We start from the raw sequence: 15,977 nt of genomic DNA on the forward strand, positions 1-15,977 counted from the left end.
AATGGCAAAAGAGACAAAGGCGCAAAGAGTTGAGCGAATCAAAAAAGATAAAAGCGGCTTGGATGTACTAGAGAATATTTATGAATATGCAATTTATAATAAAGAAGTTGACCCTGAAGATATAGATAGATTTAAGTGGTATGGTCTTTACTCTCAAAACAAAAATTTACAAGAAGAAGATGATAAAACGCAATACTTTATGCTAAGAGTAAAGTTGGTACAAGGCTCTATAAATGTGCAGCAGATGCGAATTCTCTCCGGCATATCAAAAGAGTTTGCAAGAGGCACAGCCAGCTTTACAACAAGACAAAATATACAGTTTCATTTTATAAGAGTACATGATCTGCCTGAGATATTTTTTAGATTAAACAGTGTAGGACTTACAACAGTTTTTGCAGCAGGCGATGTTCCGAGAAATATTGTTACATGTCCCGTAGCTGGAGTAGATAACAGTGAAATCTATGATGTAAGAGAACTTGTATCTGAGGTAAATGAGTACTTTGATGCAAATAAAACACTGGCAAATTTGCCAAGAAAGTATAAAGTCGGAATAAGTGGATGTTCTAAGCACTGTATGGGTCATGAGATTCAGGATTTATCGTTTACAGCTGTAAAAAGAGAGCATGGACAGATTCTTTTTGATGTAAGTGTCGGCGGCGGTCTGGCTTCAAACAGAGAGTTCGCGATACACATCGGTTATGTTATGCCTGAGCAAATCTTGGAAGTTGTGAGAGTTGTTTCAGGGATATATAGAGATTATGGGCTAAGAGAGAGTAGAACAAAAGCTAGACTAGGGCATCTTATTGATAAATGGGGCATAGATAAGTTCAAAACACAAGTTCAAAATAGCCTTGGGTTTGAGTTAGCAGATGAACTGATTCAAGAGTATACGCCATATAGCAAAAGAGAACATTTTGGTATTCATAAATCAAAAAATAATGGCAAATCATATGTTGGATGCGCTATAAACGGTGGATTTATCGGAGCAAAGGGCTTAGCTTCTTTAGCTGATATTTTACAAAAAAATAGCGCTACAACTATAAAAGCAACACCTACACAAAACTTTGTAGTAATCGATGTGCCAACTCAAAATGCCAAAGGTTTGGTAAAAGATTTAGCTCTAATTGATATGGACGCAAATCCAAATCCATTTAAGGCTAGAACTCTCTCTTGTACGGGATTGAAGTTTTGTAAATTTGCTATTAGTGAAACAAAAGATACGGCTGTTGCTCTGTCTGAGCATCTGCATAAAAAATTTCCTGATTTTGAAGAAACAGTTTCCATTTCACTAAATGGATGTCCAAATTCATGCGCACATTCAAATATTGTAGATATTGGTTTGCTGGGAACAAAGTTTAAAAATGACAAAAATGAAACAGTCTCAGGATTTGAGCTTATCTTAGGTGGTAATTTGGAGGGGCACAAGAGTAACTTCGGCAAAAAAACAGGTATGAAATTTACTTCAGAGAATGCTTATGGAGTTGTTGAAGATTTAATACAGAGTTATCTAAAAAGCGAACATAAAAGTTTTCATGATTTTGCAATAGGAACAACATGTGAATAGAGATATATTTGCTCCGCTTCTTCAAAATGTAGAGGATATTCAAGATGAGCTTTCTCATCATACAATCGGTCTGCATAAAAAAAATTATTTTGACTATACGGCTTCGGGTTTAGCATATGATGTTATTGAACAGCGCATTGTCGAAGTGTTGCAGACTTATGCTAATACTCACTCAAAAGAGGCTAGTATGGCCGCAACGACAAGCGAGTACTATAAACAAGCAAGAAAAAATCTTTATGAGAGTTTAGAGTTAAGCGAAGATTTTATAATCATACCTGGAGGTTGTGGAGCAACCGCAGCGATTAAACGGTTTCAAGAGTTGGTCGGCATCTATATCCCGCCGGCAACTATAAAAAGATACAAGATAGATATTGACAAAAAAGATATGCCTTTGGTTGTTGTAGGACCATATGAGCACCACTCAAATGAGATAAGTTACAGAGAAGCATTTTGCGAAATTGTAAGGGTTGGACTTGATGATGACGGCTTGATTGATTTTGAAGAGTTTGAGGATATTTTAAAACAAAACACTCATAGAGAGATTATAGGTTCTTTTTGTATCGCTTCAAATGTAACAGGTATCATCACTCCATATCAAAAAATATCAAAACTCTTAAAAAAATACGGTGCCATTGTATGTTTTGACGCAGCAGCATCCTCTCCGTATATGAATATAGACTGTAAGTTGTATGACGCTCTGTTTTTATCTCCTCATAAACTCTTAGGAGGTCCGGGTTCATGTGGACTTTTGGTTATAAATAAAAATATTATTGATTCCACACTGCCTCCAACATTTGCCGGGGGAGGAACAGTCTCTTATGTAAGTAAAACAAAACACACTTACGATAGTGATTTGCAGGTAAAAGAAGAGGCGGGAACACCGGGTATTTTACAACTTATTCGAGCCTCCTTGGCGTATCAGCTTAGAAACGAGATAGGTTTTGATTTTATAGATAAACAAAAAACTAAACTTTTAAAGCTTTTTATAGATGAGCTGCAAAAAATACCAAATTGCGAAATATACGGCAATAAAAATGAGAAAAACATAGGAATAGTTTCTTTTAATATAGGAAATCTGAATCCATATGACATGTGCGAGGCCTTATCAAAAACATACGGTATACAGACACGAGCAGGTTGTTCATGTGCGGGACCATATGGGCATGATTTGTTAGGTTTAAAAGACCAGATTATTTTAGCGGATAAGCCGGGTTGGATTAGAATAAGTATTCACTTTTCACAAAAAGAAGAAGATGTGTTTAATCTTCTTAAAGCAATCAAACAAGGGATAGAAGTTTTAAAATAAAGATAATTAAAATTAAGTCCTATTGAATAGTTACAACAGTACAATTTGGCTAAAAGTTACCTAGTGCATAAAGGCTGATTATGATTTATGAATTATCAAATCCGGTTACAAAAACTTTGGTTACACATCTCAGAGATCAAAGAAGAGATGCGATTCGTTTTAGGCATACGGTTGCTGAACTTACAAAACAACTGGTGTATGAAGCGCTAAAAGACTTTCCCCTAATTGAAAAAGAGATTGTGCCATGGCAAGGTGACGGGATATTTAGTACAATTGATGAAGAAAATATTGTAGTGGTAACAGTTCTAAGAGCCGGACTTCCTATGCTTGATAGTGTAATGGAACTTTTGCCAAATGCAGTTGCAGGGTTTTTAGCGATGAAGAGGGATGAGACTACGCATGAGAGCAAACTTTACTATGACAGACTGCCTGATTGTAAGGGTAAAAATATTCTTTTAGTGGATCCTATGGTTGCAACGGGCGGTTCGATGAATGATGCACTCGAACTTATTAAAACAAAAAAACCAAAGAGAATAATTGCACTAAATATAATAGGCTCACCAGAGGGTTTAGAAGCGGTTAGTTCTGCTCATAAAGATGTTGATATCTATATAGCACAGATAGATGAAAGACTCGATGAGAATAAGTATATTATTCCCGGTCTTGGTGATGCCGGCGACCGTGCATATAACACGCTTGAGTAGTATATGAATGTTGATTTAAAACAAAAGACTTCAAAAGAGATACTTGATACTTTCGCTAAGCTACATGTCAAAGATGGTGAGAGTGTTGAGGTGGAAGTTTTAGAATCAGACATAGAAAGAATAGGCTATAAAGCTTTTGTAGATTTGGCACAGATATTTTTTATGAAGCTGCTAACACCTATAACAAAAGATGAGAGTGTTATACTGAAGTTTGAAAAACTAAATGAAAACAGCTCTTTTCATAAAGCACAAAAAAGTAGTGAGAAGTATGGAGTTGAGAGTGAGTTTTTCACTATTGATAAAACTGCGCAGTTTAGTTTTTTATACTATTATGAAAAAGCATTAGAGTTTATAAATATAGACTCTAAAAAAAGGATTTTAAATCTTGGTGTAAACAAGGGCGATGAGTTTAAAGTCATTAAAAACATGTTGACATGTAAAGAATTCGAGACTAAAGAGTTTGTAGGGATTGATTATTCACAAACGGCTATAGATTATGCAAGAGATGATTTTGCCTTTGATAATGTAGAGTTTACATGTCACGATATAAACAGACTTGAGGAGCTTGATTTAGGCAGGTTTGATTTGATAGTTTCAATAGGAACTCTGCAAAGCTCAAATATAAATTTCAATGAAACATTTATGAAAATCTATCAAAATCACTTAGAAAAAGGCGGAGCCATAATTCTTGGTTTTCCAAATTGCAGGTGGGCTGACTCTGAGATGGTTTATGGAGCAAAAGCACCAAATTATAGTTTCAATGAGATGAGTCTGGTTTTAAAAGACATACATTTTTGCAAAAAGTACCTGCAGCAAAAAAAGTATAGAGTAACGGTTACGGGTAAGGATTATCTATTTTTAACGGCTAGAAAAATTGCTTAAAACATGAACAGAATTTAAAACATACTGTTCTTTTATTTTAGATATACTTTTTTTATAAATAAAGTATGAGGACTTATATATGGATAATTATAGTGCGATGCTAGGGAATGAACTGTTTCAAAAGAGCTATTTTAAAGCTCATGAAAAAGAGTTTTTGGAGCTTGCCAACAAAGGTCAAACGCCAAAAGCTCTTTTTATTGGTTGCTCAGACTCAAGAGTTTTACCGGATTTGATGACTAATAGCGCTCCGGGTGATTTGTTTGTTGTAAGAAACATCGGTAATTTTGTTGCTCCATACAAACCTGATGAAGATTTTCACTCAACTGCTTCGGCAATAGAGTACGCAGTAAGTGTTTTAAAAGTAAAAAGTATAATTGTATGCGGACATACAAAATGCGGAGCGATAGAAGCAATTTACAACAAAAGATGCTCACGAGATCCGGAACTAGTGCATACAAATACATGGCTTAGTCTTGGCGAGAGTGCTAAATCACAAGCTCTTTTGGCTCTTGGTTTAGAGGCTGATAAAGAGGCTTTGTACCGTCTTACAGAAAAGCTCTCAGTAATTTCACAACTAGAGAATCTTTTAACTTATCCTTCGGTAAAAAGTAGAATAGATAGAGACGAGATATCAATACATGGCTGGGTTTACGACATACAAAGTGGTGAGATAGAGTATTATGACCCAGAGATTTCACAATTTGTTTCGCTTAGTTCACTCAAAAAAGAGAGTTAGAGCAGCCATTTTTTCATCCAAACACTTAAAACATAAAGTCCCCAAACATGCTGTTTAAAGCCTCCGGTTGAGGCTTTTTGGATATACTCATCAAGTTTGTCTTTTTTAAATAACCCTGTCTGCTCATTTACTTCTTGAATTAACTCTATTTTTTTAGAGTTTATCAAATATTCCATATAAGGGTTAGAAAATCCCTTTTTCTTTCTGGATAATATTTTATCGTTTAGATGAGGCTTTACAATTTTTTTTAAAAGTGCTTTTGTGACTCCATCTTCATAGCGAAGTTTTGGGTCTATACTAAAAACACACGAGGCCAACTTATGGTCTAAAAATGGTGTTCGTGATTCTATAGAGTGAGCCATGGAAGCGCGGTCAAGTTTTGTCAGAAAATGTTCTGCTTGAAATAGGTTCAAGTCAATGTAGCTGTACCATGTACTCTCATCGATACCGCAAGGGTACTTCCTCTCGGTCGCATGCAGAGAACCCTCAAACCTCTCTCTATAATCTTTTAGATATTTTAGTGATTGATTGTCTTTTATATTTTGCTTTAAAAGAGCATTTTTTTGAAGGTCGGTAAAGTTCTCACCGGATGTACGAAAGAGCAGGGTTTCGTCAAAAATTCGTTTATAGTACTCCCACTCTCTATTCATTGAAAAATTTGCTCGAAAGTACTTTTTTAGCCAGTTTTTGTTTTTTATATTTGAGAGATTCTGAATGTCAAGATATTCAAAGTATTGCCTGTAGCCTAAAAACAGCTCATCACTTCCCTCGCCGCTTAAAACTACGCTGACACCATCTTTTTTAATCTGCTCAAACAGCAGATATAGAGGAACTGAGGCTGGGTCGTTTAATGGTTCATCAAGTGCACTTAGTACTTTCTCACTGGCATTTATAAAGTCATTTTGAGTCATCTCAACTTCCTTGTTTTTAAGACCTAAAAAATCTGCACTCTCTTTTGCATTTTGTCTTTCATCATATTTTTCGTAATCTTTATAGCCTAAAGTATATGTTTGCAAGTTTACACCGCTTTTAAGAGCATAAGCGTTTATAGTGGCGCTATCTATGCCGCCTGAGAGCAGAGAAGCCATAGGAACATCAGAATTAAGTCGTATTTTTATCGACTCTTCAAGCAGTTTTTGTAAAGTGCTAACAGCTTCATCCTTGTTAGTTATAACACTTGGTTTGTTATCTAACAAGTCAAAGTACCTTTTGACTTTTAGTTGTCGGTTTTCAAACTTGAGATACTCTCCTGCAGCAAGTTTTTTGATGCCTTTGAAAAATGTAAAAGGAGGAGTGGGTGCTAAAAAAGAAAGATAGCTCAAAAGGGCATCCTCATCCATTTCAACTTTATGTAAAAATGGCACAAGAGCCTTTATCTCAGAAGCAAACACAAAGCTCTCACCTTCCATATAAAAGAGAGGCTTTTTGCCGAGCCTGTCACGAAAAAGGTATAAAGTATTGCTATCAAGAAGAGCAATTGCGAACATTCCTCTCAGGTGAGATACAAAGTCCACACCCCATTTTAGATAGGCTGCAATTATAACTTCGCTGTCACTATCTGTTTTAAAAACAAACTCACATGTGAGTTCTTGTTTTAATTCTTTGAAGTTATAAATCTCTCCGTTGAATGACAAAAGAATGTTTTCATATTTCAGCGGCTGATTAGAATTGGACGAAATATCAAGAATACTTAGTCTTTGATGTGCAAAAAAAAGATTTTCTCGTTGAGTTATTCCACAGGAATCCGGACCTCTATGAGTTAAACTAGAGAGTGCTTTTTTGGCTTTATTGTCTTCATATTCCCCGATAATACCAAAAATGCCGCACATCAGATAGACTTCTTGTTGTCTTTATAAAAAACAACTGTTATGTCATCTTCAAGGTAATCATTTTTAATTTCGATGTGACTAACCCCTAACTCTTTTGCAATCTGCTCAATCTCTTGCGTAGTCATATAGTTATAGGTTTCACTTTCTTTGTTTCCATGAAGCACATTAAACACAAAAGCTTTTGTACATGTACAAAAACAGTTTCTTATAAACAGATGTGTCTCAAAACTCTCTAGAACATTCATAGCTCCACTGCATATATAGTAATCAGCACGAGGGAGTTCGTCTTTGCAAATGTCTGCGACTATTATCTCGCATCCTGTTTTGTCTGAAGCGATAGAGTACATGTCAATCAGAGAATCAATACCGATATACTCTTTTGGAATTTTTTTCTTTTTTAACATGTAGGTATATAAGTCGCCAAATCCGCATCCGGCATCTGCAAGGCTAAAAGAGCTTATATCATCAGGAAGCAACTCTAGGATAATGTCAAATCTAAGTTTTTGGGACTCTTTTGAATACCAGTTTACACCCTTGGCCGTTGTGCCGTGTTTTTCTATTGCTGAGGAGTAAAATGTTTTATTATCTATGCGTGGCATGATGCCTCTTATTCACAGATTATTGAAGAAGCTCAACTTCAATACGACGATTTTCAGAGCGACCTTCTTTGGTATCGTTGTTAGCTATGGGTTCTTTTGAGCCCTTACCGATAGAAGTGAGTCTCATATCTTTTATACCGTAACGAATTAGAGCTTCTTTTACGGTGTTGGCTCTGTTTTGAGAAAGAATTTTATTTGCAGCTTCATTACCAGAGCTGTCTGTATGTCCATATATGATAACCTGATAGCCGCTGTTTTTTTGTAAAAACTCGGCAAACTCTTTTAAATCATCAATAAGTTCTTCAGATATTGCGTAGCTGTTTGATGAAAAGTTTACTTTCAGTGTTGCAGTCTGAGGACATCCGTAACCATCTACCACAAACTCCTTGCTTGTGTCAGGACATTGGTCTTTTGAATCTTTGATTCCATCATCATCACTGTCAAGTTCACAACCATTTTCGTTTACTATTAAACCCTCTGATGTATTTGGGCATTTATCATCTTTGTCAGCAACGCCATCTTTATCTGTATCGAGCACTTGGGGCTCTTTAGGTTTTGTTTGCTCTACTTGTTTTATTTTAGGTGTTTCTTTTACAATCTTTTTTAGAGGTGCTTCTTCAACGGCTACAGGCTGGATATATTCAAATTCATTGGCATTTAAAAAAAGAGGCATTAGTAAAATAAATAATATAAATATAGTCTGTTTCATAATATAGTTTCCTGTTTGTAAATTATAGTTGAGAAATTATAGTATAAAAAATCTTTGTTTATAAAGTATCTGTGTGTAAAGTTTTTATATTGTGTTAAAATACAGATATTACATTATAAGGAATTATTATGAGTCATATATATAATTTAGCTATTATTGGAGCCGGTCCAGCAGGTATTGCAACTGCAGTAGAGAGCTATTTGCAAGGTATTAGAGACATAGTTCTGCTGGAAAAAGACGAGAATCATAACTCAACCATACGAAAATATTACAAAGATAACAAGAGAGTAGATAAAGACTGGAAAGGTCAGAAAGTTGAGTTAGATGGCAGAATATATTTTGTAGATGGCACAAAAGAGACAACTTTGGACTTTTTTGATGAGATTTTAGAGAACCATTCAGTAGAACTCCAAACACATGTAGAAGTACAGAGTATACAAAAACAAGAGGGCTGTTTTGAAGTGTTTATGGCAGGAAAAAGCATAAAAGCAAAGCATGTAGTGGTTACCATAGGAAGAATGGGCAAACCAAACAAACCAAGCTACAAGATACCAGCGGGTATTAAAAAGAAGATAGGCTATACACTTGATGGATGCGATGAAGGTGAAAAGATATTGGTTGTAGGCGGCGGAGACAGTGCAATAGAGTATGCAGTTGATTTGAGTGAGAAAAACGAAGTCTCAATATGTTATAGAAGAGAGACTTTCAGACGAGCCAACCCTACAAACCAAAGAGATATAGCAAATGCAATTATGCATAAAGAAGTAGAACCTATTTTGGGTATAGATATTGATTCTTTAGAAGATGAAGATGGCAAAGTAAAAGTCATTTTCACACAAGGCGAGACACAAATATTTGACAGAGTAATTTACGCAATCGGAGGAACTACTCCAAGTTCGTTTCTTGCTAGTGCAGGCATACAAGAAGAAGATGGCAAGCCTGTTCATGACGATAACTATGAAACAAATATAGAAGGTCTGTTTGTGGCTGGAGACATTACACAAGAATCAGGAGGAAGCATAGCTCTAGGATTAAATCACGGGTATGCCATCGCTTGTTTTATTCAGCAAAAAAATAAAATATAGCCTTTTGCTCTACTCTAGAGCATTTAAAAGGTTTAAAAAATCTATTTTATTGGAAAATCCGATACTTTGGTGAATTATCTCTTCTTTATCAGGTTCTATAAAAAAGGTAACCGGCACTACTGGAGCATAGATATATTTTGGAAAATTTCCCTCTTGGCGGTTGATGATAAGAGGGATATACTTTGATTTTATTTTATCATCAATATTTTTATTCATGAGTGTTTTTTTCTCAAATTTACTGCACCAAGGACAGTAGTTTGTAATCATAAGGACCATAAGATTTTTATTCTCTTTTTTTGCTCTCTCAAGAGCCGTCTTGTAGTCCGTCTCATATGCCATCTCTTTGGCAAATTCTTTGTATCCATCAGCAAAGAGTAGTAAACTTAACATCATAACAATCAGTAATTTTTTCATAAGTTATCATCCTTGTACTGCAGAGCAAAATTATGCAAAAGTTCTTCTGCAGTCTCAAGCAAGTCTGACTCTAAATCTTCTACGACTAAAATCCGACTGCTCATGTACGAGATTACAAAAATGTTATCTTTTGTATCGAGCCTTGTTGCGTTTTCTCCTAGCATCAACTCTATTTTCAGCGCAATAGTATCTCCAACACCTATATAGCTGATAAGAAAGGCAAGTGATCTTGTAGAGAAGTTTTGAGTATTTATTTCCAGCTCCGTAGATGTTTGGACAATCATATCAAGCAGAATCTGTTTATATTTTTTATCAATTTTGTCGCTATTTAACTCTACTACAGGATAGTAACTTTTTACACCGTTTAGCTCAAAGGGCGTTTGTGCATTTGCAAACATAGCAAATATGGATAAAAATACAAATATTTTAATGGACTTCATTTTTTGCTCCTTGGTAACTATTGTTTGTTTTATTCAAAATCAGCAAAAGGCTGATTAGTAGTTGTTTTTAGTATTGCAGGGTCTTTTTCGCTTATTACTCCATCTGGAGTTGTAAGTAGCAGTTCTATTTCACAATGTAAGTATTGTGAAGTTGTAATAGGTGAGAAGTTTTTATCCTCAAATGCAGAAATTTTTGCATTTCTTATTATATCTTCAAGCAGAGAAGAAGAGGGTATTTTGGTTTTAGAGGAGCCTCTTAGTTTAGAATCAAGGTAAATATTTACAGTTGTTGCTATTTTCTCGTTTAAAAGAGGGTGCTCTCGAAGAAGAGTTTGCTTATCTATCGTTCTATTTGCTTCTAGTACTTCTTGTATGGAGTCACGGGCAATCTGCAGTAAAACTGAACGAGACATGATGACTCCTTTAAAGATTATTTCAATATATTATACCCTATTTTAATTGGGCTTTTTTTAACTTAAAATTATTAAGAAGTTTGATAATAATCAAGACAAATATAACTTGAAACAGTGCTGCTAAGATGAAAGCGTAGTAGTGAAGTTCATCTATAGAGTTTGCATGATATGCCAGTGTTGCCATAGCAATCAGTAGTGTAAGAGGCATAGAATGAGACAGTCCCATCAAAAGAGAATCTATAAGGTTTAGTTCTTTTATAAATACTAAAGACGCAACAAGTCGCATAACAATCATGGCAATTGTTATAAAAACAGCTTTAAATATCAGCCCGTCTATTGCAAGCGCATCTAAGTGAAACGAACTTCCAATATGTATAAAAAATATAGGGATTAAAAAGCCAAAACCATAAGAAGCAAGCTTTTCAGGAAGTTCATATTTATGTTCAAAAAATGTAGGAATGAATATACCTGCTAAAAATGCTCCAAAGGCAAGCTCAAGATCTAAGTATAGCATCGCTCCAACAAGAAGAAAAAATATTCCCATTGACAGTCTTATATCTTGTTCTTTATTATCCTTGAGCGGCATTAAAGAGGTAGATACTTCCGGAAACCACCAAAATAGAAGTTGCATCGCTCTAAAGAGTAAAAACATAAAGAGTAAAAACACTACCAGAGCAAAGACTGTTTTTAGCAGCCCTAAACCAAAACCAGACTGTAGGGCAGCTGAGGTAAGAGTTAGTAGTCCAATACTAACAACTTCTCCAATCCCACCTGCTGTCATTGACAGAGCAAGCCAAGGTGTCTTACCATACTCTTTTGAGAGAGTGGCAACTAGGCCGACAGAGATTAGCGGCAGCAGTACCATAAAGATTTTTCCTAGTTCTAAGTACAAAGAAAGGGCAATAGAAAAAGCATATAGTATTATCAGGTAAATAACTACTTTTTTCATTATATTTGCAGGTGTTTTTAGAGTATTTTTAAGATTAATCTCTGTTCCTGCAATAAACATCAGATATAAAAACCCAAGCTCAGCTACTATCTCAAAAAGATGCTCGTTATGCAAAAAACCGAAATATCCAAATACAGAACCAAGAATAATCTCTATGGGCGTAGTCGGAAGCTTTAAAAGTTTCGCAAAAAACGGAGAAAATATAATAATAAGTGAAATCGTTAAGATTAGTACAACATTATCACTCATATTCTTCCTTTAATTTATTTAACAGTTTTTGCGACTTCTAGATTTAAGTATTTTAGCATATCTAAGTCTTTACTCATAATCCGCCCACTTGTTGTAAGGTAGTTTCCTATGACAATCGAGTTGGCACCATAAGAGAAAATCTCATTTTGTCTATCGCCAAACATAAGCTCTCTACCACCTGCAACCATTATACGCTGGGCATTTGGTATCATCTCCCTTGTTAGTTTTATAAGGTTTAGCCCTTCATCAGTTGTAAGTTGATTTGGCTGTAACTCCAGCGCTTCATTATGATGGTAAAAGTTTATAGGTACTGATGTCGGATTTAAAGAGTTTAAAGATTCTAGCATAGATATTCTGTCTTTTTGTGTTTCTCCAAGTCCAAAAATACCACCGGTAATAAGTACTAGTCCAGCCTCGTTGACATTTTTACATGTATCGTAGCGTTCATCCCATGAATGAGTTGTACATATTTGCTCATAGAACTCTCTAGAAGTCTCTAAATTGTGGTTATATGCTTTGATTCCGGCTTCTTTTAGAGTTAATAGCTGTTTAACTGTTGCTGTTCCGTTACAAGCTATAAGTCTAAGCTGGGGCACTTCTTTTGTTAATACCTTTGCTGTGTCACAAACAAACCTAAGTGTTTTATCGTCAAGACCTTTGTCTGCTGTAACCAGGCAGAAGCCTAAAGCACCGTTGTCTCTGGCAGTTTTTGCTTCTTGTATAATCTTGTCAATATTTTTTTGTTGATATCTGACAATATCTGCTTTATATCTGACACTTTGAGAACAAAACTTACAATCTTCTTTACATGTACCGCTGTTAATATTACAAATAGAACATAAAAATATCTCTTGATTAATCATGTTCTTGCTCTTTCATATAAAAATTTTTGATGTCTAAAATTTTTCTCTTTTTTCTCTCTTGTGTAGTATGTAACAGAAAAATTATCACTACTGACTTCGAGCATAGCAAACTCAGACACAGGCTTGTTTCTTGCACAACACTCACCGGGATTTAAAAACAGAGTACCGTTTTTAAAATCAGACTCAAACTCATGTGTATGCCCAAATATTACTACATCGGTATCTGGTGCCATATAGTAAGGAAGATGCATGAGTTTAAATTTAGTATCTGCTAACTTAAAGTAGTGAGGTTCCTGAACAAGATTATAATCGTTGTGATAATGTGCAAGATGGGCATCATTATTTCCATAAACAGCGACATATCTAAGACCGCAGTTTTTTAGCAGTTCTAGGGTCTCTACCTCTACAATGTCACCGGCGTGGATTATAAATTCAGCCCCATCTTGTACTAGTACATTCAGAGCCATCTCTGCTCTTTTTGCTTTTTTATGAGTGTCTGAAATAATGCCTATTCGCAATTTTGTCTCCTTAAATCGCAACTACATTCTCTTTAGGAAAGTCCCGCTTTTATTTCTCTATATCTTCTTTTGGCGTTCTAGCCTTGCACTTAACACACTCATAAACTTCTTTTTTTCTATAAGTTCTTTCAGCTAAAAGACCGTTACACCCTTTTTCTTTACACTTAATTGTTGTAGGTTCAAATTTGCTTATAAATTTACAATCAGGATAGTTTTCACATCCCCAAAATGGACCGCGTCTAGAGTTTTTAAGACTGATTTTACCGCCACAATCAGGACAAGGTGTATCAGAAGTTTTTTCTTCTACATTGATACTTTTAGTGTTTTTACAATCAGGATAATCACTACATGCTAAGAACTGACCGTTTCTACCATTTTTAACAATCATATCTTTGCCACACTTGTCACACTTTACATCACTTGTCTCGATTACGACTTCTACTTTGTTTCCGTTTTCGTCAACTTGTTCGGTATATTTACACTTTGGAAAACCGCTACATGCTACAAAGTTTCCAAATCTGCCTGAACGAAGAAGAAGTTCCTCGCCACATTTTGGACAAGCTCTTCCAAGTGGTTTAGCAAGTTTTAGCGAAACAATTTTTTCTTTCCCCTCTGCAATTTGTTCCATAAAAGGGAAGTAAAAATCACTAAGAAGTTTTTGCCAATCTATAGTTCCTTCTGATACTTCATCAAGTTTCTCTTCCATATTCGCAGTAAAAGAGATATCAACTATGTTTGCAAAGTTTTTCTCTAACAATTCTGTAACAGTAAAAGCTATTTCTGTAGGAATAATCTGCTTTTTCTCAATAGTTACATATGTGCGACCACTTAGAGTTGCGATAGTCGGGGCATAGGTAGATGGACGACCAACTCCCTCAGATTCCAGTTTTTTAATAAGCGCTGCTTCAGAATATCTAGCCGGCGGCTCTGTAAAGTGCTGCTGAGGTTTAATGCTTTGGATATCTGCTTTGTCACCTTCTTTTAGTGTCGGAAGAAGTTTGTCTTTGTCTTCTGCCCCGGTAAGTGCATAAAAACCTTCAAAAATAAGTTTTCTGCCACTTGCTCTATACTCGTTTTCTTTACCTGTAAAGATGATACTTTGTTGTTCAAAAACAGCATCTTCCATTTGACAAGACATAAATCTTTCATAGATTAGGCGGTAAAGTTTAATTTCATCAGCTTTTAAAAAACTTTGTGCAACTTCTGGAGTAAACGCAAGAGAAGTAGGACGAATAGCTTCGTGAGCCTCTTGAGCACCTTTTGATTTTTTAGTGTAAACTTTTGGCTCTTTTGGTAAATATTTTTTACCAAATCTATTCTCAATCACACCACGAACAGCAGTTACAGCTTCGTGAGCTAGATTGAGTGAATCTGTTCTCATATATGTAATAACACCCGAAGTACCACTAGGGGTTTTCACGCCCTCATAAAGAGATTGAGCTACCATCATTGTTTTTTTTGGAGTAAAGCCCAGTTTAGATGAAGCAGTCTGTTGAAGAGTTGAAGTCATAAAAGGTGGAGGAGTTTTAGAACTTCTTTTTTTAGTTTCTATTTTTGAGATTATAAAATTATCAGCTTTTACACTTTTCTCTATAGCCTGGGCATCATTTTTATTTTCTATAGACATCTTTGAGAGTTTTTCTCCCATATGCGTTGTAAGAGTTGCTTCAATATCTTTTTTAAAGAGTGTATCTATTGTCCAGTACTCAACCGGTACAAATGCTTTTATCTCCCTTTCACGGTCAACTACAAGTTTTAGTGTAGATGATTGAACACGACCGCCTGAAAGACCTTTTTGAATCTTTGAAGCGAGCAGAGGAGATAGTTTGTAACCAACAACTCTGTCAAGCATACGACGAGCTTGTTGAGCGTTTACCATATCCATATCAATTTTACGGGCATTTTCTAGCGCATGTTTTATGGCAGTCTCTGTAATTTCATGAAAAACAATACGAGGAAGTTCTTCGGGGTCTTTTTTTATAGCATGAGCAATATGCCATCCAATAGCTTCACCCTCACGATCCTCATCGGTCGCGATATATATAGTATCAGCTTTTTTTGCAAGTGCTTTTATCTCTTTGACTATAGCAGAGTTCTCTTTAGCAACGCTGTAAGCTGGCACAAGATGATTACTCTCTTCATCTACTGTTATTCCAAAACGAGATTTTGGAAGATCTCGTATGTGTCCTTTAGATGCTATAACCTCATATTCCTTACCCAAGAAGTTCTTTATGGTCTTTGCTTTAGCTGGTGATTCGACGATAATTAAGTTCAAATATTGTTCCCTATATATATAGTATAGTTATTTTGATTTTGGAAGTGTATCAAAAAAAGTATAAATAATGAAAATTAGTAAAAGTATTTATATCAATTTTGTAAAAAGATTAAAGTTATTTTTTTCATGTCCGATATACTAATTGTAATCAGCAAGGATGCTGGAACAAAATCAACTAGAGCGAAAGGCTCTGACCCAAAAAGGATTTATTATGGGATTTAGAATAAACACAAATATTGGTGCAATGAATGCACACATGTACGCTACGAAAAATAATGTTGGACTAGATAAGAGTCTTACAGCACTTTCTTCAGGTCTTAGAATTAACAAAGCGGCAGATGACGCTGCAGGTCTTGCTATTGCTAATAAGCTTTCAGCACAGTCTCAAGGTTTAGGACAAGCTATTAAAAATGCAAATGACGGTATCGGTCTTATTCAAACT

16 protein-coding genes and 1 pseudogene are annotated in these 15,977 nt (G+C 35.4%); 7 read left to right on the forward strand and 10 right to left on the reverse strand.

Going from position 1 to position 15,977, the window contains the following annotated elements; all coding sequences use genetic code 11:
- Position 1: 1 nt before the first annotated feature.
- The 5 genes from OQK60_RS10455 to OQK60_RS10475 all read left to right on the forward strand — a co-directional run bounded on the left by OQK60_RS10455 (position 2) and on the right by OQK60_RS10475 (position 5,192).
- A complete protein-coding gene (locus tag OQK60_RS10455) occupies positions 2–1,564 on the forward strand; it encodes a nitrite/sulfite reductase (RefSeq protein WP_297686786.1) in 1,563 nt (520 codons plus the stop codon).
- Positions 1,557–2,870 carry an aminotransferase class V-fold PLP-dependent enzyme gene (locus tag OQK60_RS10460; protein ID WP_297686789.1) on the forward strand — a complete coding sequence of 438 codons (1,314 nt, stop codon included), beginning with the start codon at positions 1,557–1,559 and terminating at the stop codon, positions 2,868–2,870. Before OQK60_RS10455 ends, OQK60_RS10460 begins: the two co-directional genes overlap by 8 nt.
- Before the next feature lie 80 nt (positions 2,871–2,950).
- Positions 2,951–3,574 carry a uracil phosphoribosyltransferase gene (upp, locus tag OQK60_RS10465; RefSeq protein WP_297686791.1) on the forward strand — a complete coding sequence of 208 codons (624 nt, stop codon included), beginning with the start codon at positions 2,951–2,953 and terminating at the stop codon, positions 3,572–3,574.
- A 3-nt stretch (positions 3,575–3,577) separates the two neighbouring features.
- Positions 3,578–4,456, forward strand: coding sequence for a class I SAM-dependent methyltransferase (locus tag OQK60_RS10470; protein ID WP_297686793.1), 879 nt, complete (start codon positions 3,578–3,580; stop codon positions 4,454–4,456).
- Between the two features lie 79 nt (positions 4,457–4,535).
- Positions 4,536–5,192 carry a carbonic anhydrase gene (locus OQK60_RS10475; RefSeq protein WP_297686795.1) on the forward strand — a complete coding sequence of 219 codons (657 nt, stop codon included), beginning with the start codon at positions 4,536–4,538 and terminating at the stop codon, positions 5,190–5,192.
- Here OQK60_RS10475 and asnB read toward each other — a convergent pair.
- The 3 genes from asnB to OQK60_RS10490 are packed head-to-tail and all read right to left on the reverse strand — an operon-like array spanning position 5,189 to position 8,329.
- Positions 5,189–7,021, reverse strand: a complete 1,833-nt coding sequence (gene asnB, locus OQK60_RS10480) for an asparagine synthase (glutamine-hydrolyzing) (RefSeq protein WP_297686797.1) — start codon at positions 7,019–7,021, stop codon at positions 5,189–5,191. The two genes, OQK60_RS10475 and asnB, sit on opposite strands and share 4 nt — an antisense overlap.
- A complete protein-coding gene (locus OQK60_RS10485; RefSeq protein ID WP_297686800.1) occupies positions 7,021–7,620 on the reverse strand; it encodes a class I SAM-dependent methyltransferase in 600 nt (199 codons plus the stop codon). The genes asnB and OQK60_RS10485 overlap by 1 nt, the downstream gene beginning before the upstream one ends.
- A 19-nt stretch (positions 7,621–7,639) precedes the next feature.
- Positions 7,640–8,329, reverse strand: coding sequence for an OmpA family protein (locus tag OQK60_RS10490; protein WP_297686802.1), 690 nt, complete (start codon positions 8,327–8,329; stop codon positions 7,640–7,642).
- Positions 8,330–8,457: 128 nt separating this feature from the next.
- Here OQK60_RS10490 and OQK60_RS10495 point away from each other — a divergent pair, with 128 nt between their 5' ends.
- On the forward strand, positions 8,458–9,414 hold the full coding sequence (locus OQK60_RS10495; RefSeq protein ID WP_297686804.1) for an NAD(P)-binding domain-containing protein: 957 nt from the start codon (positions 8,458–8,460) through the stop codon (positions 9,412–9,414).
- A gap of 9 nt (positions 9,415–9,423) precedes the next feature.
- On the opposite strand, the gene OQK60_RS10500 is transcribed toward OQK60_RS10495, so the two are convergent.
- The 7 genes from OQK60_RS10500 to topA are packed head-to-tail and all read right to left on the reverse strand — an operon-like array spanning position 9,424 to position 15,535.
- Positions 9,424–9,828 (reverse strand): thioredoxin family protein, encoded by a 405-nt coding sequence (locus tag OQK60_RS10500; RefSeq protein ID WP_297686807.1) that lies wholly within the window; start codon positions 9,826–9,828, stop codon positions 9,424–9,426.
- Positions 9,825–10,268 (reverse strand): hypothetical protein, encoded by a 444-nt coding sequence (locus tag OQK60_RS10505; protein ID WP_297686809.1) that lies wholly within the window; start codon positions 10,266–10,268, stop codon positions 9,825–9,827. Before OQK60_RS10505 ends, OQK60_RS10500 begins: the two co-directional genes overlap by 4 nt.
- Positions 10,269–10,297: 29 nt before the next feature.
- Positions 10,298–10,681 (reverse strand): AMMECR1 domain-containing protein, encoded by a 384-nt coding sequence (locus OQK60_RS10510; protein WP_297686811.1) that lies wholly within the window; start codon positions 10,679–10,681, stop codon positions 10,298–10,300.
- A 37-nt stretch (positions 10,682–10,718) separates the two neighbouring features.
- Entirely contained in the window at positions 10,719–11,879 is a 1,161-nt protein-coding gene (locus OQK60_RS10515; protein ID WP_297686813.1) for a cation:proton antiporter, read from the reverse strand.
- Positions 11,880–11,893: 14 nt separating this feature from the next.
- Complete coding sequence (locus OQK60_RS10520) at positions 11,894–12,742, reverse strand: biotin synthase (RefSeq protein ID WP_297686814.1); 849 nt, start codon at positions 12,740–12,742, stop codon at positions 11,894–11,896.
- Positions 12,739–13,260, reverse strand: coding sequence for a metallophosphoesterase (locus OQK60_RS10525; RefSeq protein ID WP_297686817.1), 522 nt, complete (start codon positions 13,258–13,260; stop codon positions 12,739–12,741). Before OQK60_RS10525 ends, OQK60_RS10520 begins: the two co-directional genes overlap by 4 nt.
- Positions 13,261–13,309: 49 nt before the next feature.
- Positions 13,310–15,535 carry a type I DNA topoisomerase gene (topA, locus tag OQK60_RS10530; RefSeq protein ID WP_297686819.1) on the reverse strand — a complete coding sequence of 742 codons (2,226 nt, stop codon included), beginning with the start codon at positions 15,533–15,535 and terminating at the stop codon, positions 13,310–13,312.
- 211 nt (positions 15,536–15,746) lie between these two features.
- On the opposite strand from topA, the pseudogene OQK60_RS10535 reads away from it, so the two are divergent.
- A pseudogene (locus tag OQK60_RS10535) lies at positions 15,747–15,977 on the forward strand (flagellin); the annotation flags it as partial.

The organism is Sulfurimonas sp. (genome assembly GCF_026196735.1).
GTDB lineage: Bacteria > Campylobacterota > Campylobacteria > Campylobacterales > Sulfurimonadaceae > Sulfurimonas.

Bases quoted from the DNA above. Each gene is read 5' to 3' on its own strand.
- OQK60_RS10455 (WP_297686786.1), top strand. From the start codon at position 2: ATGGCAAAAGAGACAAAGGCGCAAAGAGTTGAGCGAATCAAAAAAGAT.
- upp (WP_297686791.1), top strand. From the start codon at position 2,951: ATGATTTATGAATTATCAAATCCGGTTACAAAAACTTTGGTTACACAT.
- OQK60_RS10470 (WP_297686793.1), top strand. From the start codon at position 3,578: ATGAATGTTGATTTAAAACAAAAGACTTCAAAAGAGATACTTGATACT.
- OQK60_RS10475 (WP_297686795.1), top strand. From the start codon at position 4,536: ATGGATAATTATAGTGCGATGCTAGGGAATGAACTGTTTCAAAAGAGC.
- asnB (WP_297686797.1), bottom strand. From the start codon at position 7,021: ATGTGCGGCATTTTTGGTATTATCGGGGAATATGAAGACAATAAAGCC.
- OQK60_RS10485 (WP_297686800.1), bottom strand. From the start codon at position 7,620: ATGCCACGCATAGATAATAAAACATTTTACTCCTCAGCAATAGAAAAA.
- OQK60_RS10490 (WP_297686802.1), bottom strand. From the start codon at position 8,329: ATGAAACAGACTATATTTATATTATTTATTTTACTAATGCCTCTTTTT.
- OQK60_RS10495 (WP_297686804.1), top strand. From the start codon at position 8,458: ATGAGTCATATATATAATTTAGCTATTATTGGAGCCGGTCCAGCAGGT.
- OQK60_RS10500 (WP_297686807.1), bottom strand. From the start codon at position 9,828: ATGAAAAAATTACTGATTGTTATGATGTTAAGTTTACTACTCTTTGCT.
- OQK60_RS10505 (WP_297686809.1), bottom strand. From the start codon at position 10,268: ATGAAGTCCATTAAAATATTTGTATTTTTATCCATATTTGCTATGTTT.
- OQK60_RS10510 (WP_297686811.1), bottom strand. From the start codon at position 10,681: ATGTCTCGTTCAGTTTTACTGCAGATTGCCCGTGACTCCATACAAGAA.
- OQK60_RS10515 (WP_297686813.1), bottom strand. From the start codon at position 11,879: ATGAGTGATAATGTTGTACTAATCTTAACGATTTCACTTATTATTATA.
- OQK60_RS10520 (WP_297686814.1), bottom strand. From the start codon at position 12,742: ATGATTAATCAAGAGATATTTTTATGTTCTATTTGTAATATTAACAGC.